Source organism: Marinobacter sp. GH_1 (genome assembly GCF_048595985.1).
Lineage (GTDB): Bacteria > Pseudomonadota > Gammaproteobacteria > Pseudomonadales > Oleiphilaceae > Marinobacter > Marinobacter shengliensis.
The window spans coordinates 2,635,352-2,658,591 of record NZ_CP184460.1 but is presented as its reverse complement, the minus strand read 5'-3'; the positions used below and the strand labels follow the sequence as shown (position 1 = coordinate 2,658,591).

The 23,240-nt window shown below is 56.2% G+C and carries 14 protein-coding genes, 2 tRNA genes and 3 rRNA genes; 14 read left to right on the top strand and 5 right to left on the bottom strand.

All coding sequences use genetic code 11. From position 1 onward, the window contains the following. Positions 1-22 precede the first annotated feature (22 nt). On the bottom strand, positions 23-1,231 hold the full coding sequence (locus ACNSOI_RS12130; RefSeq protein ID WP_058090210.1) for an acetyl-CoA C-acetyltransferase: 1,209 nt from the start codon (positions 1,229-1,231) through the stop codon (positions 23-25). A gap of 190 nt (positions 1,232-1,421) precedes the next feature. Here ACNSOI_RS12130 and ACNSOI_RS12125 point away from each other — a divergent pair, with 190 nt between their 5' ends. After that, positions 1,422-1,685, top strand: a complete 264-nt coding sequence (locus tag ACNSOI_RS12125) for a late competence development ComFB family protein (protein WP_058090209.1) — start codon at positions 1,422-1,424, stop codon at positions 1,683-1,685. A 2-nt stretch (positions 1,686-1,687) separates the two neighbouring features. Here the strand turns inward: ACNSOI_RS12125 and ACNSOI_RS12120 are convergent, their stop codons facing one another. Beyond that, positions 1,688-4,153 (bottom strand): DUF349 domain-containing protein, encoded by a 2,466-nt coding sequence (locus tag ACNSOI_RS12120; RefSeq protein ID WP_420194122.1) that lies wholly within the window; start codon positions 4,151-4,153, stop codon positions 1,688-1,690. A gap of 146 nt (positions 4,154-4,299) precedes the next feature. Between ACNSOI_RS12120 and ACNSOI_RS12115 the strand changes: the two genes are divergently transcribed. Beyond that, positions 4,300-4,794 (top strand): regulatory protein RecX, encoded by a 495-nt coding sequence (locus tag ACNSOI_RS12115; RefSeq protein WP_420194121.1) that lies wholly within the window; start codon positions 4,300-4,302, stop codon positions 4,792-4,794. 21 nt (positions 4,795-4,815) lie between these two features. Here the strand turns inward: ACNSOI_RS12115 and mltF are convergent, their stop codons facing one another. Next, complete coding sequence (gene mltF, locus ACNSOI_RS12110; RefSeq protein WP_420194120.1) at positions 4,816-6,348, bottom strand: membrane-bound lytic murein transglycosylase MltF; 1,533 nt, start codon at positions 6,346-6,348, stop codon at positions 4,816-4,818. 253 nt (positions 6,349-6,601) lie between these two features. Here mltF and purL point away from each other — a divergent pair, with 253 nt between their 5' ends. Both purL and ACNSOI_RS12100 read left to right on the top strand, forming a co-directional pair. Continuing rightward, positions 6,602-10,507 (top strand): phosphoribosylformylglycinamidine synthase, encoded by a 3,906-nt coding sequence (purL, locus tag ACNSOI_RS12105; RefSeq protein ID WP_420194119.1) that lies wholly within the window; start codon positions 6,602-6,604, stop codon positions 10,505-10,507. 434 nt (positions 10,508-10,941) lie between these two features. After that, positions 10,942-11,253, top strand: coding sequence for a YqfO family protein (locus tag ACNSOI_RS12100; protein ID WP_061333142.1), 312 nt, complete (start codon positions 10,942-10,944; stop codon positions 11,251-11,253). On the opposite strand, the gene ACNSOI_RS12095 is transcribed toward ACNSOI_RS12100, so the two are convergent. Then, positions 11,254-11,802, bottom strand: a complete 549-nt coding sequence (locus ACNSOI_RS12095; protein WP_420194118.1) for an NUDIX hydrolase — start codon at positions 11,800-11,802, stop codon at positions 11,254-11,256. A 95-nt stretch (positions 11,803-11,897) separates the two neighbouring features. Between ACNSOI_RS12095 and ACNSOI_RS12090 the strand changes: the two genes are divergently transcribed. The 10 genes from ACNSOI_RS12090 (at position 11,898) to ltrA (ending at position 22,338) form a co-directional block, all read left to right on the top strand. Next, positions 11,898-12,479: an NUDIX hydrolase gene (locus ACNSOI_RS12090; protein ID WP_058090203.1), complete on the top strand. Its 582-nt coding sequence runs from the start codon at positions 11,898-11,900 to the stop codon at positions 12,477-12,479. 17 nt (positions 12,480-12,496) lie between these two features. After that, positions 12,497-13,024, top strand: coding sequence for a gamma carbonic anhydrase family protein (locus ACNSOI_RS12085; RefSeq protein WP_152438437.1), 528 nt, complete (start codon positions 12,497-12,499; stop codon positions 13,022-13,024). Positions 13,025-13,026: 2 nt separating this feature from the next. Next, positions 13,027-13,209 carry a DUF1289 domain-containing protein gene (locus ACNSOI_RS12080; protein WP_072676999.1) on the top strand — a complete coding sequence of 61 codons (183 nt, stop codon included), beginning with the start codon at positions 13,027-13,029 and terminating at the stop codon, positions 13,207-13,209. A 22-nt stretch (positions 13,210-13,231) separates the two neighbouring features. After that, entirely contained in the window at positions 13,232-14,434 is a 1,203-nt protein-coding gene (purT, locus tag ACNSOI_RS12075; RefSeq protein WP_420194117.1) for a formate-dependent phosphoribosylglycinamide formyltransferase, read from the top strand. 496 nt (positions 14,435-14,930) lie between these two features. Continuing rightward, positions 14,931-16,471 (top strand): 16S ribosomal RNA (locus ACNSOI_RS12070). Positions 16,472-16,582: 111 nt separating this feature from the next. Further along, positions 16,583-16,659: transfer RNA gene (locus ACNSOI_RS12065), tRNA-Ile, on the top strand. Between the two features lie 124 nt (positions 16,660-16,783). Further along, a tRNA-Ala gene (locus ACNSOI_RS12060) sits at positions 16,784-16,859 on the top strand. Between the two features lie 315 nt (positions 16,860-17,174). After that, positions 17,175-20,066, top strand: a 23S ribosomal RNA gene (locus ACNSOI_RS12055). A 106-nt stretch (positions 20,067-20,172) separates the two neighbouring features. Next, positions 20,173-20,286 (top strand): 5S ribosomal RNA (gene rrf, locus ACNSOI_RS12050). The 16S, 23S and 5S rRNA genes sit together here with 2 tRNA genes alongside, the layout of an rRNA operon. A gap of 774 nt (positions 20,287-21,060) precedes the next feature. Continuing rightward, positions 21,061-22,338: a group II intron reverse transcriptase/maturase gene (ltrA, locus tag ACNSOI_RS12045; protein WP_420194047.1), complete on the top strand. Its 1,278-nt coding sequence runs from the start codon at positions 21,061-21,063 to the stop codon at positions 22,336-22,338. An 89-nt stretch (positions 22,339-22,427) separates the two neighbouring features. Here ltrA and ACNSOI_RS12040 read toward each other — a convergent pair whose 3' ends face one another. Continuing rightward, the gene (locus tag ACNSOI_RS12040) at positions 22,428-23,180 is read right to left on the bottom strand and encodes a response regulator (RefSeq protein WP_420194116.1); all 753 of its coding nucleotides are present in this window, start codon (positions 23,178-23,180) and stop codon (positions 22,428-22,430) included. Positions 23,181-23,240 lie beyond the last annotated feature (60 nt).

Below are 23,240 nucleotides of genomic sequence, written 5' to 3'. Positions count from 1 at the left end.
TCCTTTTTTTTGAAAGTGGTGTTCAGACGCGCTCGATGATGGTGGCAATGCCCATGCCGCCGCCCACACACAGGGTGGCCAGGCCGTAGCGCAGTTCACGGCGTTCCAGTTCATCCAGCAGAGTGCCAAGGATGATGGCGCCGGTAGCACCCAGCGGGTGGCCCATGGCGATGGCGCCGCCGTTTACATTCACTTTCTCGTCCGGAACGGACAGTTCTTTCTGGAAGCGCATCACCACCGAGGCGAAGGCTTCGTTCACTTCAAACAGGTCGATCTGGTCCACCGTCATACCGGCTTTCTCCAGCGCCTTGCGGGCGGCGGGGGCAGGGCCGGTGAGCATGATGGTGGGGTCGGTGCTGGTAACCGCAGTGGCGACAATGCGGGCGCGGGGCTTCAGGCCCAGTTCTTTGCCTTTGGCTTCGCTGCCGATCAGCATGGCGGTGGCGCCGTCGACAATGCCGGAGGAATTGCCGGCGTGGTGCACGTGATTGATCTTCTCTACGTAGTGATACTTCTCTCGGGCGACGCCATCAAAGCCCATTTCGCCCATCATCTGGAACGAGGGCTTGAGGCCGGCCAGGGATTCTACGGTGGTGTTACCGCGTACATGCTCGTCCCGGTCCAGGATGACCACGCCGTTCTGGTCGGTGACCGGCACAATGGATTTCGCAAAGTAGCCCTTATCCCAGGCGCTGGCCGCTTTTTGCTGGGATTTCACAGCAAAGCCATCGACATCTTCGCGACTGAAGCCTTCCAGAGTGGCGATCAGATCGGCACCGATGCCCTGAGGCATGAAACCGGTGTGCAGGTTGGTTTCCGGGTCTGTGGCCCAGGCGCCGCCATCGGAGCCCATCGGAACGCGAGACATCGCCTCTACACCACCGGCAACCACCATGTCTTCCCATCCGGAACGCACTTTCATGGCAGCCAGGTTAACGGCTTCCAGGCCGGAGGCGCAGAAACGGTTCAAAGTGACGCCGGCCACTTTTTCGTCCCAGTCGGCGGCCAGGGCTGCGGTCTTGGCGATATCCGCACCCTGATCGCCCACGGCGGTGACACAACCCATTACAATGTCGTCTACCTGGGCGGTATCGAGCTGGTTACGCTCCTGCAGCGCCTTGAGCACGGTGGTCAGCAGGGAGATGGGTTTGACACTGTGCAAAGATCCGTCTTTCTTTCCGCGGCCGCGTGGCGTGCGGACGGCATCGAAGATGTACGCCTCGGTTGTCATGGTTGTTCCTCTGTTGATTGTTTTCCGGGCACGTTAGATTCAGAGCAGTAACCATAGCGGTTACTCGCTGCGCTGGGTAATGACAGGCGCTGCCAATCCCATTGGCTAAATTGCTCAGTCACAATGACAGCAGGCGGTTCGCCTTCTATGTTGAAGAGTAGATCATCAGCAAGCAGGCATAGGTGTGGTTATGTCACTGAGAGACGCGATCGACAACTTCTACGAACGGCTGGTGCTGGACGCCATTGATGCCACTCGGCAGGAAACGGACACGGCGGATTACCTGACAGACGTGATGTGTGTGGCTTTGAACCGGTTGCCCGCCCGCTACTATCGGCACACGATTGATATGATGTTTTATCTGGCAGATGAAGAGTTGAAAGAGATGAAACAGAAATCCCTGGCCGCGGTGAAGCAGGCCAGGGATTTTGTCAGTGAGCACCAGCGGGACTGAGTTCAGCCTGACGCAAGCATGGCATCCAGCGCCCGGTTCAGACGGTCGGCATTTTCCGGCGTTACATCATCGCCGCCAGGCTGGCTGCACCATAGGGCCACCAGTCGTTCCAGCTCTTTGAGCGGCGTTTCGGTCTCACCATTACCAAGCCCCTCTGCCAGCCTCTGAACCTGAATTTCCATCCGGCGCTGCTGGTCCTGTTCCGGAGTGGGTGCGCCCGCCAGAATTTCGGCCCGTATGGCCAGATCTCTGCCAGCTAATCGGTCGGTCCCGTTGCACAATTTGGCCCAATGGGATGGCAGGGCATCGTCGGCCAGGCGTCCCTGGGCCTTGTCGGTGATCAGCGTTTTCCAGGACTCGAGAGTATTGGCCATTGCTCTGGCCTGGGTAATCCTGTCCAGCCGTTGTCGCAGCTGTTGAACCCGTTCTTTAACCTCACCCGAAAGCCCGCCGCCGGCAATCTGCTTTACCGCACCCCGGGCTTCACTCAGCACGGCGTCATCGGCTTCTGCGCCCAGGTGTTGGTATTGGGCCAGCACGGCCTGTGCGGCCTGGTCCGCCTCTTCTGTCGCCTGCTGACGTGCTGAACGCTGGGCATCCCGGCGCGCAAAAATCTGGTCACAGGCTTTGCGGAATGCCTGCCACATTTTGCGATCTTCCCGGTGGCGGGTAATGCCGATGGCTTTCCATTCGGTTTGCAGTGCCTTCGCCTGCTCCATGGCTTCCTGCAGGGGTTCGTGCTCGATCAGTGCCCTTGCGCGGTCAACAATGGTCTGCTTCAGGGCTTCGTTCTTCAGGCGTTCATCGTCAAGAGGACGTTCCAGTTTTTTGAGAAGCTCGTCGAAACGCTTCTGAACCAGGCGATTGTCTTTGAAATCCACCGGCCAGGCGCTTTTCCATTCCTGACGGGCGGTTTGGTGAATGCGCTCGGCCGCCTTCCAGTCGATGGCCGACCAGTCTGCATTGGCCAGGAAATGCTCCAGTTGGTCACAGATCGCTTCCCGCGTGTGCAGGTTGGCCTCTTTCAGGTCCGATTTTGCCTCAAAGTAGGCTTTGCAGGGCTCGTAAGCTGTATCGGACGCCGCTTTGAAACGACTCCAGAGCGACCGGTCGGATGAGCCACCCAAGTCGCGCCATTCGTTCTGCAGTTCTTTGATGCGCTCGGCTTTGATCTCCGGCTCAATGGGCTGATCCGCCAGGTGCTCCATCTGTTCACAGAGGGCGAGTTGTTTGGGTTCTGTCGCAAACCCTTGCCAGTCGCTCAGCTCTCGGAACTGGCCGGTGAGCAGTTGCATCCTGGCCTGAAGCTGTTTGCGCTGGCGACCGTCCAATTGTTGGAACTGGTTCTGGGCGAGCTTGAGCAGCTGCTTGGATTCCTTGAACTGCTTGGCCTCGAGGGCCGATTCCAGCTTCGGAAGGGTGTTGTGCAGTGCCTCGGCGGCGGCTTTCTGCTCGTCCCGGTTGCCGCCGGCCGGCTGAGCTGGCCGTGGTTTGCCCGCCAGTTTGCGAACCGGCGCAAGCTCAGCTGGCTGGGGGAAGTCTGATGGCCACTCAATTTCCTTCAGCAGCGCCAGGGCTTTCTGACGATGGCCATCGTCAGCCTCTTCAGTACCTGCTACCTGTGTTAGTTCTGAGAGAGTGTCCCTGGCCTGTGTAAACCGTCGAACCGCACTGAGATAGTTGCGCAGTGCCAGCATTCGCGATTCGTAATCTTTTTGCTCCTGCTTCTCTACCTGGGTATTCCGGGTGGCTTCCAGCCATCGGTTTTCCTGGGTCTTCTGCAGGGCATCCAGGGCGGATAGGGAGGGTAGGGTGCTGGATTCCTGGGAAGTCAGGTCGTTCAGGGTCTGCTCAAGCAGGGCCAGTGTCTCTGAGCGTTGAAGCGCCTGTTCCCGGTGGCGTGCCTCCTCCTGCCGCGCCTGTTCCATCTGTTTCAGGCGCTCCCGGCACTGGTGCACGGCTTCCAGAAACTGCTGGGATTGCTCTGCTGTGGCGCTTGACTGGACCTCACTCCAGTTATCCTGCAGTGCCTCCAGCCGCGCCTGATAGAGCTTGAGGTCTTCACTGGCGGCCTGGTCTTCAGCCTGGCCGATCAGGGTTTTTATTCGCTGGCGAACGGCGGCTTCGGCAGCTTGCTGTTCCTTCAGGCTTTGAAGGCTCTGCTTGACGGTCTGGTAAACACTTTTGTCCCGGCCCTTGGCCTGTTTCTGGACCTGCTGTAGCTGGGTCTCATCTGTAAGAGCGGCGGCAGCTTCAAGTCGGATGGCTGCGGTCACCCCGTCAATCGCCAATGTTGTCAGTTGGGCCTGGTCCGGGTTGCTTCCGAGTTGTTGTTCCTGCTGGTTTTTCAGGAGTTGCCTGGTTTCTTCCTGTGAGGGTTGACTGGGTTCAGATTTTGCCGGTGTCCGGGGTGCGGTTGCCGGGTTGGCCTTGCGAGACTTGAACAGTTTCTGAATGAATGCAGCCATACAAAGGTATCCTTCGGGATTGAAACCAGTCAGCAGTGGCGGCAAAGTGGGCCGCCACCGTTCATCGGCTCACAGGCGTGGGCCGGGTAGTTGAAAGAATCGGCCGCTAGTCTAGCGTTTTGGATGCATTTGCGGGAAGGGGCTTTATGGCAAAACACGAAAAAGATCAGGACCCGGAATACAAAGCCCGCTCTGCGGCACTGCGCCTGCTCGCCCGCCGAGAGCACAGTCGTTACGAGCTGGCATTAAAACTGCGGCAACGGCATATTGAAGGCGATCTGATTGATACTGTTCTCGACGAGTATGAGCACGAAGGCTGGCTGAGCGATCAGCGCTTCGCCGATGTGTATGCCCGGCAGAGAATGGACCTTGGCTATGGGCCCTTGAGGATTCTGGCAGAGCTGCAACAGCGGGGCGTTCATTTCACTCCGGAATGTCTCGATGAAGTCTCAGAGGAAGACTGGTGCCAGCGGGCTGTTCGCTTGCGTGCCAAACGTTACGGTCTGGGGCGGCTGGACGATGATTTGCCGGAGAAGCTACGGCAGTCACGATTCCTGAGTCGCAGAGGCTTCTCCGCGACTCAGGTAGAGCGGGCGCTGGGAGCACGTGAGGAAGAATGGGGCGATGGGTTCTCGTGGTGAGTCTGGGGAGCAACTGCCCACTTACAGAGTGGGTGGAATCATCCCCAGTTCCGGCGGCAAGGCTGCCCGCAAATCCGGCCCCGGCGTCTCAGGTGATTCTGTCTGTGCGGCTGCTTCTTCAGACTGCCGATCAAGCCACACCACTTCCTGATCAGCGTCAGGTTTGGGTTGGTCGGGCTCCGTGATGCGGGTGAGTACATCGTAATACCGGCGAATGTTCTGAACGTACACCACCGGTTCGTGGCCGCGGGCATAGCCAAAGCGGGTTTTGGTGTACCACTCTTTCTGGGCCAGCAGCGGCAGAAACTCTTTAACATCCATCCAGCGATCCGGATTTCTTCCGGCGGATTCCGTCAACCTTCTCGCATCTTCCAGGTGGCCGAACCCGACATTGTAAGATGCCAGGGCGAACCAGGTGCGGTCAGGCTCCGGAATACGCTCGGGGATCTTGGCGTGCACCATCTTGAAATAGCGGGCGCCACCTTCAATGCTCTCTTCAGGATCAAGGCGGTTGTTGATGCCGATGTAGCTGGCGGTGGTGCGGGTGAGCATCATCAAGCCCCGAACCCCGGTGGGTGACACTGCGTTCGGGCGCCAGTGGGATTCCTGGTAACCGATCGCAGCCAGCAGTCGCCAGTCGAGGTCAATGTCTCTTGCGTAATTCTGGAACAGCGACTGGTACTTCGGCAGGCGATTTTCCACGTGGTGCATAAATGTGCGCGCGCCCACATAGTTCAAACGGTCGAGGTGGCCGTAAAAGCGTTCTGCCAGTTGGGCCATCGAGCCATTGCCCCTGGCCCGCTCCAGAAAATCTTTGGCAGCGTTTGCCAGCGTTTCGTCCTGGGCGATCGGGAACAGCCACACCAGGTCTCTGGGCTCACCTAGAGCAAAGCCTTCCTTGACCATCGGAAAGTAGACATGGTTCAGGTCCAGCTCATTCGATGAAACGGCAGCGTAGGCAATTTCTCCGGTTTCAACCCTCGCCAGCAGCCCCGCAGCATCCAGCCCAGGATGGATGTGCCGGTGAACCTGGGTGCCTTCCGGGTCATCGGCAATCAGGTGCTCATGGTTGCTGTCAGCGAGCAGGTGCAGGGTTTCACCGCCAAGGTCGGCCAGTGAGGCTGGACGGGGGAAATCACGGTTATAAACCACAACCGATTGCGCCTGCACGCCGATGGGAACTGCGCGATACCTGCTTTCAAAATCGGGTTGCTCCGCCATGCCTGCGAGGCCGATGTGGGCGTAATTACGCGAGAGTACGGAGAGAATTTCGGTGTTGTCTTCGGCCACCCGCACACGCAGTTCGACCCCCAGTTCTTCAGCGAACCGGCTGGCAAGCTCGTAATCGTATCCGGTTGGTGCGTCTCGGCCCTCGTAGTAGATGGAAGGCGCTACGCGGGTAATCACGTGAAGCACACCCACGTCCCTGACCTCCTGGAGCGTGGTCGGGCGGGAACAGCCGGTCGCGGACAATGCTGTGGTCAACACTAACGCCAGCGGTAAACTGGTACTGCGAAGATGCCTGAAAAATCGCGACAAATCCCTGATCTCCATATAGCTCAATGTTCAGGAGGTTGTGACCGGGTCACTGTTTTTCCTGTTTTATGATGCCTGAGGCTTTCCATGCTCCTGACCAATGATCCCCTGAGACTTCAGCGGGGTCAATCAAACTGATTAATGACTGTGCAAAACAATGTTAATTGTACAGCCGCTAAAGAACCTACCTTGCGCTGTATCCTGCGTTCGGTTTCAAGTATCATGGCGGCCTTTCAGACGTCCCCCGATTCGCGCGATACAGGTTGATATCATGCTTGAACTTCGCGGCGCTCCCGCGCTCTCGCCTTTCCGTTCCAGAAAGCTGCACTCCCGGATTCAGCAACTTGTTCCTGATGTGGAGCATGTGTACGCAGAATTCATGCACTTTGTGGATCTCGATGCCGACCTTTCCGATGCGGAACAGGCAATACTTGATCGCCTTCTGACCTACGGACCCAGTGTCGAACTGGAGCAGCCAGATGGTGTTTTGTTTCTGGTGGTCCCGCGCCCAGGCACACTTTCTCCGTGGTCCAGTAAGGCTACCGATATCGCTCGCAACTGTGGCCTGCGACAGATTCGCAGAATTGAACGCGGTATCGCTTACTACGTTCGCTCCTCCAGCAAGCTTGGCCTCGAACAGCGAGAAAAAATTGCAACCCTGCTGCATGACCGGATGACCCAGAAAGTATTCCATGAGACGGGTGGCGCCGAGTTGCTGTTCAGTCATGACGAGCCCCGGCCCCTCGGCCGGGTGCCGGTGCTGGCCGGTGGCCGGGGTGCTTTGGTTGAGGCAAACGGGCGCCTCGGCCTTGCCCTGGCCGACGACGAGATCGATTACCTGGTAACGGCGTTCACCGACCTTGAGCGTGATCCGACGGACGTCGAGCTGATGATGTTTGCCCAGGCAAACTCGGAGCATTGCCGCCACAAGATCTTTAACGCCTCCTGGGATATTGATGGCGAAGGCCAGGAAAAATCCCTGTTTGCAATGATCAAGAACACCTTCGAGATGAACAGCGAAGGTGTGCTCTCTGCCTATAAGGACAACGCTGCAGTTATTACTGGTAGCGAGGCGGGCCGTTTCTTCCCGGCACCGGAAACCGGTGTTTACAGTTATAACCGGGAGCCGGTGCATATTCTGATGAAGGTGGAAACCCATAACCACCCGACTGCTATCTCACCCTTTGCCGGCGCCGCAACAGGCTCCGGTGGCGAGATCCGCGATGAAGGTGCGACCGGTCGTGGTTCCAAGCCCAAGGCGGGCCTTGCCGGCTTTACCGTTTCCAACCTTAATATTCCGGGCGACGAGCAGCCTTGGGAGTTTGGTTATGGCAAGCCGGACCGGATCGCCTCGCCGCTGGATATCATGATTGAAGGTCCCATCGGTGGTGCCGCTTTCAATAACGAGTTTGGCCGGCCCAACCTGGCGGGTTACTTCCGGACCTTTGAAGAGAAGGTTCCCGGTGCGGCGGGTGAAGAAGTGCGTGGTTACCACAAGCCCATCATGATTGCCGGCGGCCTGGGTAACATTCGCGAGAATCACGTCGAGAAGGGCAATATCCCGGTCGGCGCCAAACTGATCGTGCTGGGCGGCCCTTCCATGTTGATCGGACTTGGAGGTGGCGCTGCGTCCTCCATGGATTCCGGTTCCAGCAATGAGAATCTGGATTTTGCGTCGGTTCAACGGGACAACCCGGAGATGGAACGCCGTTGCCAGGAAGTGATTGACCGTTGCTGGCAGATGGGGGAAGACAACCCGATTTGCTTCATCCACGATGTGGGCGCGGGCGGTCTCTCCAACGCCATGCCTGAACTGGTCAAAGATGGGGGCCGGGGCGGCAAATTCGAATTGCGTGACATCCCGAGTGACGAGCCGGGCATGTCACCCCTGGAAATCTGGTGTAACGAATCCCAGGAACGCTACGTGATGGCCGTGGCACCGGAAAATCTGGACTCGTTCGATGCCCTTTGCCGCCGTGAGCGCTGTCCTTATGCCGTGATCGGTGAAGCTACCGAAGCGCACCACCTGGAACTGGGTGACTCCTATTTTGATGACAAGCCTGTCGACCTGCCAATGGAAGTGTTGTTTGGCAAACCGCCGAGAATGCATCGCAGTGTTGCGCGTTCGTCGTTTACCAAACCGATCTTCGATTCCACCAAGATCGATTTGCACGACGCCATTCGTCGCGTACTCCGCTTGCCGTCGGTGGGCTCCAAAAGCTTCCTGATTACCATCGGTGACCGCACCATCACCGGTTTGGTCGCCCGTGATCAGATGGTTGGTCCCTGGCAGGTGCCGGTCAGTGACGTAGCGGTTACCGCCGCGTCGTTTGATGTGCGTGCCGGTGAAGCCATGGCCATGGGTGAGCGCACGCCACTGGCGGTGATTGATGCCCCAGCCTCGGGCCGTATGGCCGTAGGTGAAGTGATCACCAACCTGGCGGCAGCAGCTATCGGTAAGCTCTCTGACATTCGTCTGTCGGCGAACTGGATGGCTGCAGCCGGTCATCCGGGTGAAGACGAGAATCTGTACGAGACCGTAAAAGCGGTTGGCATGGAATTGTGTCCGGACCTGGGTATTACCATCCCGGTGGGTAAAGATTCCATGTCGATGAAAACCACCTGGGAAGAGGACAACGGTGAGCAGAAGAGTGTTACCGCACCGCTGTCTCTGATTGTCAGTGGTTTTGCGCCGGTAACCGACGTTGCCCGTACACTTACTCCGCAGTTGCGATCGGATGCCGGTGAAACAGACCTTATTCTGATTGACCTGGCCGCCGGCCAGAATCGCCTTGGTGGCTCTGCACTGGCGCAGGTGTACCGTCAGGTTGGCGCGGTAGCGCCTGACCTGGATGATCCGGAAGATATCAAGGCTTTCTTTGCAGTCGTGCAGGGCTTGAACGCCGACGGCAAGCTGCTGGCTTACCATGACCGCTCAGACGGTGGTCTGTTTGTCACGCTGGCGGAAATGGCGTTTGCAGGCCGGACAGGTCTGGACATCAAGCTGGATGGTCTTGCCGAAGACAGCTCCCAGTTTGCCCGTGAGCTCTTCAACGAAGAACTGGGCGCTGTGATCCAGGTTCGCCGTGACGACACCAGCTTTGTCCTGCAGCAGTTCTCGGCCGCCGGCCTGGGCGACCATACAAGCGTTGTGGGCACACTGAATGACAAGGACCGCGTGCGCCTGACATTCGGTGGTGACACCGTGGTGGATGAATCCCGTACCGAGCTGCAGCGTCTGTGGGCGGAAACCAGTTACCGTATCCAGTCGCTGCGGGATAACGCGGACTGCGCCCAGGAAGAGTTCGACAACCTGCTGGACGAGAACGATCCGGGGTTGAGTGTTGAGCTTAGTTACGACATCAATGAAGATATTGCTGCGCCGTATATCAGTACCGGTGCACGCCCGAAGGTTGCGGTGCTTCGGGAGCAGGGCGTTAACGGCCAGGTTGAAATGGCGGCAGCGTTTGATCGGGCTGGTTTCGAGGCAGTAGACGTCCATATGAGCGATCTGCTGTCCGGTCGCATTACGCTCGAGACATTCCAGAACCTGGTTGCCTGTGGTGGTTTCTCCTACGGCGATGTTCTGGGCGCCGGTGAGGGTTGGGCCAAGTCCATTCTGTTCAATGATCGGGTGCGAGATCAGTTTGCTGCCTTCTTCAACCGTCAGGACACTCTCGCGTTGGGCGTTTGCAATGGTTGCCAGATGCTTTCCAACTTGCATGAACTGATTCCGGGAAGCGAAGGTTGGCCGCGTTTTGTACGTAACCAGTCCGAACAGTTTGAGGCCCGCCTGGTCATGGTGGAGGTGGCGCAGTCACCGTCTGCGTTCCTTGATGGCATGGCCGGTTCTCGCATGCCGATTGCCGTTGCCCATGGTGAGGGTCGAGTGGAGTTTGCCTCTGGTAATTCGGCTCAGTCCCTTGCAGACAGCGAGTTGGTGGCCATGCGGTATGTGGACAACCGGGGCCAGCAGACCGCGCGGTATCCGTACAACCCCAACGGTTCAGAGGCTGGCATTACTGGTGTTACTTCCCGGGATGGCCGGGTGACCATCATGATGCCGCACCCAGAGCGTGTTTTCCGGGCGGTGCAGCACTCCTGGCGGCCAGATGGCTGGCAGGAAGATGGTCCCTGGATCCGCATGTTCAGGAATGCGAGGCGCTGGCTTGGCTGATTAAGCCAGTCAATCCGGGCGTGATGGAAACCGGTCTGCAGAGTGTCCCTGACGGGGCATTTCTCGGACCGGTTTTTTTATGCTCAATGATGAGGCTTGCTGCGCAAAAAGTGAGCAAATAAAATCTCTAAAAGTTCTGAAATTTGTCAGTCAAGGCCTTGACTAGAGAACTTTATGCACATTCCTGGTGCTTTGCTGGCTGAACTGTGAACAAAGTCCAAGAATTGCGTTCATTTTTTGCTATAGCATCGTAAGATATTGAAAAATATAAATAAAAACAAATGGGCGATTTTGTCGCCAATTTGAGGGGAGGTCAGTAACTGTGGGGGTTGGAGGCCGATTCCCAAAAACTTTCCCCAGAGTTATCCACAGATTCTGTGGGTAAGTTTGTAATGCCTTGTTCCGGATAAAAGTTGACCAATTTGAGGGTGACTATGTACAAGCTTTGCTACTTCGTACCGGAGAGCCATCTTGAGCAAACCAAGCAGGCATTATTTGATGCTGGCGCGGGAAAAATCGGAGATTACGACAGCTGCGCATGGCAGTGTGAAGGCGAGGGGCAGTTCCGACCCCTGGCGGGGAGTGATCCGTTTCTGGGAAGCCAGGGAGAGCTTGAGCGTGTTAGGGAATTCAAGGTGGAACTGGTGTGTAGCGACGAGCTTATCAAGCCTGCAGTCTATGCACTCAAGCAGGCCCATCCTTACGAGGAGCCCGCCTATGAGGTGTATCGCCTGGAAACGTTCTGATCAGGCTTTTTTCGCCATTGGGTGGCGAATATCGGTGACATGGACGTTGTAGGATTCAGACTTCATGTCCACAAGGAACAGCTCAAGCGTTTTGCGTACCGTGGGGAAAGATATCTCATCCCAGGGAATATCGGCCGGCTCGAACAGTTTTGATTCCAGAGATTCTTCTCCGGCGCCGAATAGGCCGTCTTTAAGTGTGGCACGGTAGAACATGTGGACCTGGTTGATGTGCGGAACATCGATGATGGAGTAAAGCCCCTGAATGTCCACTTCCGCCAGTGCTTCCTCGCGGGTTTCCCGGGCTGCTGCTTCTATCGTCGTTTCTGCATTTTCCATGAAGCCTGCCGGCAGAGTCCAATAGCCATACCGGGGTTCGATGGCTCGGCGACATAGCAGGATTCTGCCTTCCCATACGGGAACCGTACCGGCGACAATCCGCGGGTTCTGGTAATGTATGGTCTCGCAGCTGATGCAAACATAACGGTGCCGATTGTCGCCTTCGGGAATGCGTTGCTCAACCGGTTGGCCGCAAGTGCTGCAATACTTCATCGTTTTCCCCGTATACTGAGTGTCCGTTGGTAGTCAGTTTAACGATCCGGACTGCCTGTGTCTCACTCAATATCAGGAAGTTGCCGGAGTAAAGAGTGCAAGACCTGTTAACCGAGCGATTGTCGAATTACGCGCCCAGACAACTGGCACTGGACTACCCTGAAGCCGGTATCCTGGTGCCTATTACGGATAACGAGCGTGATCCGGAGATGATTTTTACCCTGAGGTCATCCAACCTCAAAACGCATCGGGGGCAGGTGGCCTATCCTGGCGGCAAGCGGGATCCTGACGACGCCTCCCTGATTGCAACCGCACTGCGTGAAACCCACGAAGAAATCGGTCTGCCCCCGGATCAGGTAAAAGTCATTGCGCCGTTAAGCCAGGTTATGTCGCTGCACCGTATCCTTGTCACTCCATACGTGGGCGTTGTGCCAGGCGATCATCCCCTGGAGCCAAACCCCCACGAGATCGAAAGTGTCTTCCGAGTTCCGATCTCCTGGTTCCTGGAAGATCAAAGGGAGCGTACCGACACGCTCAGTTTTCTGAACAGCACTCTGTACGTGCCCTGCTATCGTTGGCAGCAGTATCAGATATGGGGGTTGTCTGCGGTGGTGCTGGTCGATTTTCTGAATGCTGTGTACGATGCCGGAATCGATATTCTCGAGCCACCCCGTTGAATTAGCCGGAGAGATTGATGTTTTACAGAATTGATCAATATCAGCCAGAAAAGGAAGGCGATGGCCAGTTTGTCGCCCACAACGCCACGGTGATCGGGCGCGTAAAGCTGATGGAAAAATCGAGTATCTGGTTCAATGTTGTCATTCGTGGTGATAACGAACTGATTACGATCGGCCCCGAAACGAACGTACAGGATGGCTCAGTACTGCATACCGACCCGGGCATTCCGCTAACCCTTGGGCGTGGGGTGACGGTTGGCCACAAAGCCATGCTGCACGGATGCGAGATCGGCGACTACTCCCTGGTTGGGATCAATGCGGTGATTCTGAACGGCGCGAAGATTGGCAAACACTGTCTGATCGGAGCAAATACTCTGATCCCGGAGGGTATGGAAGTGCCGGATGGCTCGATGGTGGTGGGCTCTCCAGGGAAAATTCGCCGCGAACTCAACGATAACCAGAAAAAGATGCTCGAGTTCAGCGCAATGCACTATGTAAAAAATGCAGAGCGCTACCTGGCGACACTGACAAAGGTGGATATCTGAAGATGAAGGTGGCCGACAAGGTTCGATCGCCATGCGTGAATGTTTGCGCGCTGGACGAAAATGACATGTGTATCGGTTGCCAGCGCACAGGAGATGAAATCCTCCGCTGGACCACCATGAGTAATGACGAGCGACGGGAGGTTCTGCTGAAAGTGGCGGAACGGGAAAAGCAGGTCGCACTCTGACAGTAACAGGACATCAAACTATATGACTGGTTCAAACAGAACGGTGCGTATTGGCACGCCTCTGAAGCCATCGGCTACCCGTGTGCTTTTTTGCGGTGCCGGGGAGCTCGGGAAAGAGGTGGTTATAGAGCTGCAACGTTTCGGCATAGAAGTGATTGCAGTCGACCGATACGAGAATGCGCCCGCCATGCAGGTTGCGCATCGGAGCCACGTTATCGATATGCTGGATGGTGCAGCGTTGCGCGCCATCGTTGAAGCGGAGAAGCCTGACCTGATCGTTCCGGAGATTGAGGCGATTGCCACCGCCGAGCTGGTTCGATTGGAGGAAGAAGGCTACAGCGTGGTGCCCACCGCCCGGGCGGTTAATCTGACCATGAATCGCGAAGGTATCCGCCGGCTTGCGGCTGAGGAGCTTGGGCTAAGCACATCAAAGTACCGTTTTGCCGGTACCAGGGAAGAGTATCTGGCTGCCATTGATGAGGTCGGGTTGCCATTGGTGGTGAAGCCGGTTATGAGCTCGTCCGGTAAAGGTCAGAGTACGGTGAAGAGTGTAGCGGAGGTAGAGGCTGCTTGGGAGTACGCCCAAACCGGTGGTAGGGCTGGCAAGGGTCGGGTGATCGTCGAAGGCTTTGTGGACTTCGACTATGAAATCACCCTGCTGACAGTGAGGCATCGCGATGGTATTTCATTCTGTGATCCGATTGGTCACAGGCAGGAAGACGGCGATTACCGTGAGTCATGGCAGCCACACCCTATGTCCGATGCGGCGTTTACCCGAGCAACAGAGATTGCACGGGCAGTGGTAGAGAATCTGGGTGGCTACGGCATCTACGGTGTTGAGCTGTTCATTAAGGGTGACCAGGTATGGTTCTCGGAGGTTTCTCCCAGACCCCACGATACTGGCCTGGTCACCTTGATGTCCCAGGACCTTCCAGAGTTCGCGCTGCATGCCCGCGCCATTTTGGGTATGCCCATCCCTGCCATTCGCCAACAGGGCCCAACCGCGTCGGCGGTCATCCTGCCGGAGGGAGATTCCGATAACGTGGTGTTCTCGGGGCTGGAACATGCCCTGGCAGAGCCTGATACCCAGGTTCGCCTGTTCGGTAAGCCGGAGTTGAAAGGGCGTCGGCGTATGGGTGTTGCCCTCGCCAAAGGCAGTACCATAGAAGAAGCGCGCCAGCGTGCAATCAAGGTAGCGCAGCAGGTTAAAGTGGATCTAGACTGAGAGGGTGGATGAGGGCTCTCTGAGGGCTGGAAAGTGGCCTTCCGAAAAAAGTTCAAATCCACCGTTGACTCCTCGGCTGAGGTCTGTAGAATGCGCATCTCGCTTGAGGGGCTGGCCACGGAGAAGGGGTAAGGCCTCGGCGATAACTGCTTGAAAGCACTGAAGAAAAAGTTCGAAAGATTCTTCAGAAAGCGGTTGACAGGAAGGCGGTTCAGTGTAGAATGCGCACCTCGAAACAGGCAGTAAGCCGGGCAGTTTTTCGGCGGTTTTCGGAAGCGGAAACAGCGAAAAATAAACGGTTGACAGGGCAGCGGAACGATGTAGAATACGCGGCCTTGATTGAGCAACAGCTCAAACGCTCTTTAAAAAGTTAACCAAGTAATTCGTGTGGGCGCTGGCCGAGGTATTTCGGATACGAAATATCAGGACAGTGACTCGTCGAAATTGAGTTTTGTCTTGAGCAAGAATTAAGAACTTTCGAGTTCTTGTATGATTTAAACTGAAGAGTTTGATCATGGCTCAGATTGAACGCTGGCGGCAGGCTTAACACATGCAAGTCGAGCGGTAACAGGGGGTGCTTGCACCCCGCTGACGAGCGGCGGACGGGTGAGTAATGCTTAGGAATCTGCCCAGTAGTGGGGGATAGCCCGGGGAAACCCGGATTAATACCGCATACGTCCTACGGGAGAAAGCAGGGGATCTTCGGACCTTGCGCTACTGGATGAGCCTAAGTCGGATTAGCTAGTTGGTGGGGTAAAGGCCTACCAAGGCGACGATCCGTAGCTGGTCTGAGAGGATGATCAGCCACATCGGGACTGAGACACGGCCCGAACTCCTACGGGAGGCAGCAGTGGGGAATATTGGACAATGGGGGCAACCCTGATCCAGCCATGCCGCGTGTGTGAAGAAGGCTTTCGGGTTGTAAAGCACTTTCAGCGAGGAGGAAGGCTCTGAAGTTAATACCTTCAGGGATTGACGTTACTCGCAGAAGAAGCACCGGCTAACTCCGTGCCAGCAGCCGCGGTAATACGGAGGGTGCAAGCGTTAATCGGAATTACTGGGCGTAAAGCGCGCGTAGGTGGTTAGGTAAGCGAGATGTGAAAGCCCCGGGCTTAACCTGGGAACGGCATTTCGAACTGTCTGACTAGAGTGTGGTAGAGGGTAGTGGAATTTCCTGTGTAGCGGTGAAATGCGTAGATATAGGAAGGAACACCAGTGGCGAAGGCGGCTACCTGGACCAACACTGACACTGAGGTGCGAAAGCGTGGGGAGCAAACAGGATTAGATACCCTGGTAGTCCACGCCGTAAACGATGTCAACTAGCCGTTGGGACTCTTGAAGTCTTAGTGGCGCAGCTAACGCACTAAGTTGACCGCCTGGGGAGTACGGCCGCAAGGTTAAAACTCAAATGAATTGACGGGGGCCCGCACAAGCGGTGGAGCATGTGGTTTAATTCGACGCAACGCGAAGAACCTTACCTGGCCTTGACATCCAGAGAACTTTCCAGAGATGGATTGGTGCCTTCGGGAACTCTGAGACAGGTGCTGCATGGCCGTCGTCAGCTCGTGTCGTGAGATGTTGGGTTAAGTCCCGTAACGAGCGCAACCCCTATCCCTGGTTGCTAGCAGGTAATGCTGAGAACTCCAGGGAGACTGCCGGTGACAAACCGGAGGAAGGTGGGGATGACGTCAGGTCATCATGGCCCTTACGGCCAGGGCTACACACGTGCTACAATGGCGCGTACAGAGGGCTGCCAACTCGCGAGAGTGCGCCAATCCCTTAAAACGCGTCGTAGTCCGGATCGGAGTCTGCAACTCGACTCCGTGAAGTCGGAATCGCTAGTAATCGCGAATCAGAATGTCGCGGTGAATACGTTCCCGGGCCTTGTACACACCGCCCGTCACACCATGGGAGTGGATTGCACCAGAAGTAGTTAGTCTAACCTTCGGGAGGACGATTACCACGGTGTGGTTCATGACTGGGGTGAAGTCGTAACAAGGTAGCCGTAGGGGAACCTGCGGCTGGATCACCTCCTTAAACGAAGCCGAATGCTTCGGTCAGAGTCCACACGAATTACTTGGTTGGCTAATAAAGAGAGCAAAAGGGTCTTTCAGACCCGACTTGGCTTGTTGTATGACAAGCAAAACCGGGTCTGTAGCTCAGGTGGTTAGAGCGCACCCCTGATAAGGGTGAGGTCGGTGGTTCAAGTCCACCCAGACCCACCAAAATCGCTCAGCTCGTCGTTGCTTCCAGGCTCACGTGCTACTCGCACGCTACACCTGAAAGCGCCTAGATCTGAACGATTTTCCGAGTACGGCATCTGGCCGGCTTGGTGAGTGGTTTCGATGAGGGGCTATAGCTCAGCTGGGAGAGCGCCTGCCTTGCACGCAGGAGGTCGGCAGTTCGATCCTGCCTAGCTCCACCAAACTTTACTGACTAACTCCGGTTAGCAGTGTGCAGAAACAAGTATTTCGATTTAATGACATCGGTTGTTAAGCGAAGTCCTTCTTTCTGATCACTGGGTCAGATTTGCTCTTTAACAAATTGGACGAGATAGAACACGAATAGATTTCTCTCATTATCTCCGAGAGAAACTGTTCAAAGTGATAGCGATTTCAAGCGTTATCCGGTGTTGTCGTTGAAGTGGTTGTTATATCGCTTCAAGGAACTGTCTCCAGTTATCGTCTTCCTGGTTTACCAGGCGGTCGATGGATGGAACACAGTTGTCTTGGGGTTATATAGTCAAGCAACTAAGCGCATACGGTGGATGCCTTGGCAGTCAGAGGCGATGAAAGACGTGGAAGCCTGCGATAAGGTTCGGGGAGCTGGCAAACGAGCTGTGATCCGGACATCTCTGAATGGGGAAACCCACCTGGTTTCGGCCAGGTATCTTACACTGAATCCATAGGTGTAAGAGGCGAACCGGGGGAACTGAAACATCTAAGTACCCCGAGGAAAAGAAATCAACCGAGATTCCCTAAGTAGCGGCGAGCGAACGGGGACCAGCCCTTAAGCTGGACAACTGGTAGGAGAAGGCTCTGGAAAGTGCCGCCATAGTGGGTGATAGCCCCGTATCCGAAACCTGAGTCCAGTGAAATCGAGTAGGTCGGCGCACGAGAAACGTTGACTGAACATGGGGGGACCATCCTCCAAGGCTAAATACTCCTGACTGACCGATAGTGAACCAGTACCGTGAGGGAAAGGCGAAAAGAACCCCTGTGAGGGGAGTGAAATAGACCCTGAAACCGTATGCGTACAAGCAGTCGGAGCAGACTTGTTCTGTGACGGCGTACCTTTTGTATAATGGGTCAGCGACTTATGTTCAGTGGCGAGGTTAACCGTTTAGGGGAGCCGTAGGGAAACCGAGTCTGAATAGGGCGAATTAGTCGCTGGGCATAGACCCGAAACCGGGCGATCTATCCATGAGCAGGTTGAAGGTGCCGTAACAGGCACTGGAGGACCGAACCCACTGTCGTTGAAAAGCCAGGGGATGACTTGTGGATCGGAGTGAAAGGCTAATCAAGCCCGGAGATAGCTGGTTCTCCCCGAAAGCTATTTAGGTAGCGCCTCGGACGAATACCACAGGGGGTAGAGCACTGTTTCGGCTAGGGGGTCATCTCGACTTACCAACCCGATGCAAACTCCGAATACCTGTGAGTACTATCCGGGAGACACACGGCGGGTGCTAACGTCCGTCGTGAAGAGGGAAACAACCCAGACCGCCAGCTAAGGTCCCAAAGTACCAGTTAAGTGGGAAACGATGTGGGAAGGCTCAGACAGCTAGGAGGTTGGCTTAGAAGCAGCCATCCTTTAAAGAAAGCGTAATAGCTCACTAGTCGAGTCGGCCTGCGCGGAAGATGTAACGGGGCTCAAACTGGTCACCGAAGCTGCGGCTGCATACTTTGTATGCGGGGTAGGGGAGCGTTCTGTAAGCCTGCGAAGGTGTGTTGAGAAGCATGCTGGAGGTATCAGAAGTGCGAATGCTGACATGAGTAACGACAATGCGGGTGAAAAACCCGCACGCCGGAAGACCAAGGGTTCCTGCGCAACGCTAATCGGCGCAGGGTGAGTCGGCCCCTAAGGCGAGACCGAAAGGTGTAGTCGATGGGAAACGGGTTAATATTCCCGTACCTTGGATAGCTGCGATGGAGAGACGGAGAAGGCTAGGTGAGCCGGGCGACGGTTGTCCCGGTTTAAGCGAGTAGGGAGTGGACTTAGGCAAATCCGGGTCCACAATCCTGAGACGCGACGACGAGTGCCCAAGGGCGCGAAGTCATTGATGCCCTGCTTCCAGGAAAATCTTCTAAGCTTCAGGCTATTCGAGACCGTACCCCAAACCGACACAGGTGGTCAGGTAGAGAATACCAAGGCGCTTGAGAGAACTCGGGTAAAGGAACTAGGCAAAATGGTGCCGTAACTTCGGGAGAAGGCACGCCGGTGTGTACGTGAAGCCCCTGCGGGTGGAGCGGAAGCCGGTCGAAGATACCAGGCCCCTGCGACTGTTTATTAAAAACACAGCACTCTGCAAACACGTAAGTGGACGTATAGGGTGTGACGCCTGCCCGGTGCCGGAAGGTTAATTGATGGGGTTAGCACTCGTGCGAAGCTCTTGATCGAAGCCCCGGTAAACGGCGGCCGTAACTATAACGGTCCTAAGGTAGCGAAATTCCTTGTCGGGTAAGTTCCGACCTGCACGAATGGCGTAACGATGGGGGCGCTGTCTCTACCCGAGACTCAGTGAAATTGAAATCGCCGTGAAGATGCGGTGTATCCGCGGCTAGACGGAAAGACCCCGTGAACCTTTACTATAGCTTCACAGTGAACTTTGAGCATGCTTGTGTAGGATAGCTGGGAGGCTTTGAACCCGGGACGCCAGTTCCGGTGGAGCCAACCTTGAAATACCAGCCTGGCATGTTTGAGGTTCTAACTCTGACCCCTTATCGGGGTTGAGGACACTGTGTGGTGGGTAGTTTGACTGGGGCGGTCTCCTCCCAAAGCGTAACGGAGGAGCACAAAGGTGGGCTAAGTACGGTCGGACATCGTACGGTTAGTGTAATGGCACAAGCCCGCTTGACTGCGAGACAGACACGTCGAGCAGGTACGAAAGTAGGTCATAGTGATCCGGTGGTTCTGTATGGAAGGGCCATCGCTCAACGGATAAAAGGTACTCCGGGGATAACAGGCTGATACCGCCCAAGAGTTCACATCGACGGCGGTGTTTGGCACCTCGATGTCGGCTCATCACATCCTGGGGCTGAAGCCGGTCCCAAGGGTATGGCTGTTCGCCATTTAAAGTGGTACGCGAGCTGGGTTTAGAACGTCGTGAGACAGTTCGGTCCCTATCTGCCGTGGACGTTGGAGATTTGAGGAAAGCTGCTCCTAGTACGAGAGGACCGGAGTGGACGAACCGCTGGTGTTCGGGTTGTGTCGCCAGACGCATTGCCCGGTAGCTATGTTCGGACAGGATAACCGCTGAAAGCATCTAAGCGGGAAGCCCCTTCCAAGATGAGATCTCCCTGAGGCCTTGAGCCTCCTGAAGAGCCGTTCAAGACCAGGACGTTGATAGGCTGGGTGTGTAAGCGCTGTGAGGCGTTGAGCTAACCAGTACTAATTGCTCGTGCGGCTTGACTATATAACACCCAAGACAATTGCGGATAACGCAGAGCAGGGCAAACGCCACGCTCCATAGAAATCAACATCACGTTCCATCTCGTCCTTCCCAGTGATCATCCGTTTTGCCTGACGACCATAGCGGTCTGGAACCACCTGATCCCATCCCGAACTCAGAAGTGAAACAGACCAGCGCCGATGGTAGTGTGGTTCGCCCATGTGAGAGTAGGTCATCGTCAGGCTCTTAATACCAAAGCCCCAGCATCCTTGATGTTGGGGCTTTTTTGTTTGCCCGGCGAAGCCGGCAAACCCGGCCATCTGAAAGAAGATGGCGTCACCCCGACTGAGGGGAAGACAATCCGACTGGCAAGGGCGCCACTGGCCAACGGTGGGGTCTGAAGGAAGCCATAGGAAGTTAACGGTACACAACGCAAGTGAACCTGCTTCGGCAGTTCAGGTGGGTCAGCGTGCGAAATAACGCGAAGCCCGATACTCAGTCAGACCTGGGCTGTGTTTGAGGGTGGCATCGTTAACAGGGAGCCGGTGCAGTAACCGGGGAAGCCTGACACCGAATCCGGCGACGCCGGAGGCTGTGGCGCAAGGTGAAAGCCGAGGCCGCAGTCGGTGCGAGGTGGCAGATGAAGCCGTAGTAGTGAGGAAGTTCCGGCCTGAGAAGCCTGGTAACAGCGTGGAGGACAAAACCGGAATGACCGCTGGCGGAGGTTCAGCGGACCGGTCAGGGTCAAAAGCTCTGATCGGATGCGAAGGGCGGAAGTCATTAACGAGAATGACGGACGACGAGTGAGAGGTGGACGCTGTGTTCACAAGCTGCCCGACGGGGCAGGGACGTGCACTGGGGTGCTGCGGGAACGCAGTGGCTCTGGTGTTCTCCGGACAAGGGAGTAGAGCGATACCGTGGCGGCAGATTGCCAGAGCGCTAGTACCCGGACGGATCGCCTGAAACAGACCGGCAGCCAGACCGATCCTCGAAGCCGTCACCACAGAGATGAGCAGGCATGAGGAAATACTACAGTCTGTACGGGCAATTGCTGTCAAAACAGCGCCTGTATGAAGCCTTCAGACACATCAAACGCAACAAGGGCGCGGCCGGAATCGATGGGCAGAGCCTGGGTGCGTTTGAGGCGAATCTGGAGGTGGAGCTGTCGTGCCTGTTGCTCGAGCTGAAGGAAAAGCGCTATCGGGCGCAGCCGGTCAGGCGCGTCGCCATTGCCAAGGACGATGGTGGTGAGCGTTTACTGGGCATTCCAACGGTTCGGGACCGGGTTGTGCAGCAGGCGTTGCGCAGCATCCTAGAGCCGATCTTCGACCCGGGCTTTCACCCGTCGAGCTACGGGTATCGTCCGGGACGCAGTGGTCACCATGCCATTGGCAAGGCGGAGTTGTTCATCCGCCGATACCGGCGTGAGTGGGTCGTGGATATGGACCTGTCGAAATGCTTCGACACACTCAACCATGACCTGATCATCCGCCAATTCCGCCAACGGATCACGGACGGCAGTGTCCTGTCACTGCTGCGCCAGTTCCTGGAAAGTGGCGTGATGGTGGGATACCACCTCGAAGAGACGGAACTGGGAAGCCCTCAGGGTGGCGTGATCAGTCCGCTGATCGCAAACGCCTACCTGGACGCCTTCGACCAGTTCATGAAAGCGCGGGGGCACCGGATCGTTCGCTACGCGGACGACATCCTGATCCTGTGCGGCTCACGAGCGGGCGCGGAGAATGCGTTACGGGTTGCCCGGCGCTATCTGGAAAATGAGTTGAAGCTGACGGTCAATACCACCAAAACCCACATCGCCCATAGTGATGAAGGGGTTAAGTTCCTGGGCGTGGTGATACATAGCAAGTACACCCGCATACAGGGAAAGAAGGTGGTCAGGCTTAAGCAGAAGCTGAAATCACTGACGAAGCGAAACCGGGGCATCGGACTCGCGGCCATTATACGTGAGCTGAATCCGGTGTTGCGGGGCTTTGTCAGCTACTTCCGGGTGGCGAACTGCGCGCGGGTGTTAAAGCAGGTGATGAGTTGGCTAAGGCGGCGCCTGCGCTGCCTCCAGCTCAAGCAGTGGAAAAAGCCGAGTCGGCTGCATCGGAGGCTGAAACAGCTAGGTTACCAACCCCCGTTCCGGCATATCAAGATGCAAAGCTGGCGCAACGCGGCGTCCCCACTGGCCAGTCTGGCCCTGCCCAACACCTACCTGCACAATGACCTGAAGTTGATGGATCTTGCGAAGGTCAAAACCGGCATCACTGTCCCCGAGTTCGGGGTAAGTTAATGGCATGAGCCGTATACGTGGCCCGTATGTACGGTTCTGTGAGAGGGATGAGGCGGTAACGCCTCACCCTACTCGCTATTTTGGGCCCGTTATCGGCTGATCAATTCGATCACCCCACCTACAATGCTGTGCATCAATTCAAACTGTTCATTGGTGTGCTCAATGTGATTGTCCAGGATGTTGGCCTGCCAGCTGCTAACCCATACCAGCGCTACGACCAGTAACACTGCCGTAGACATCAGCCATCGGATGCTTCGGCTTTGACGGTTGATACGATCGGCGTGTTGGCGCTGGGCGTTTTCGCTGGCTTGCCTGAGCTCCCTTAACTCTTCCTCAAGCTCTTCATAGGCTACTTCCAGGGTCGACATCCGACCGGTGAGTTTACGGGTAGCCTGCTCGGTATTCTCCTGTGCTGTTCTGCCAGTTTCTTCCACCGCGATTCTGAAAGCTTCGCTGTACTCGGGTTCCGGGCTGTTTACCAGTAAGGTATCCAGAGTTTTCTGCAGGTGCTCTCGATCAATCTGCTTGCGAATAACGCCAGCAGCGCCAAGGGTCTTTGCTTCGTCAATGTAGCGCTCGGCGTTCTGTGAGGTGTACATGAAAACAGGTATGTCGCGTGTGTGAGGCTGGCTTTTGAGTTGTTCCAGAGCCTGAAATCCGTTCATGCCCGGTAGAAGGTGATCCAGAAAGATAACGTCATAGGACTCGTGCTGGAGTAGCGAGAATGCTTCCTCTGCCGTTGAGACTCCTTTGCTACTGATGTCTGATCGTTCGAGGAGCCGGGCCAGGATGATCCTGGCAGTCGACGAATCTTCGATAATCAGTGCGTGCGCCCGTGCCATTGTAAGTGTGCTCCCTGTCCTTGCTCCGCCATCACGATTCTGTAGCTGCATTGGTAATGC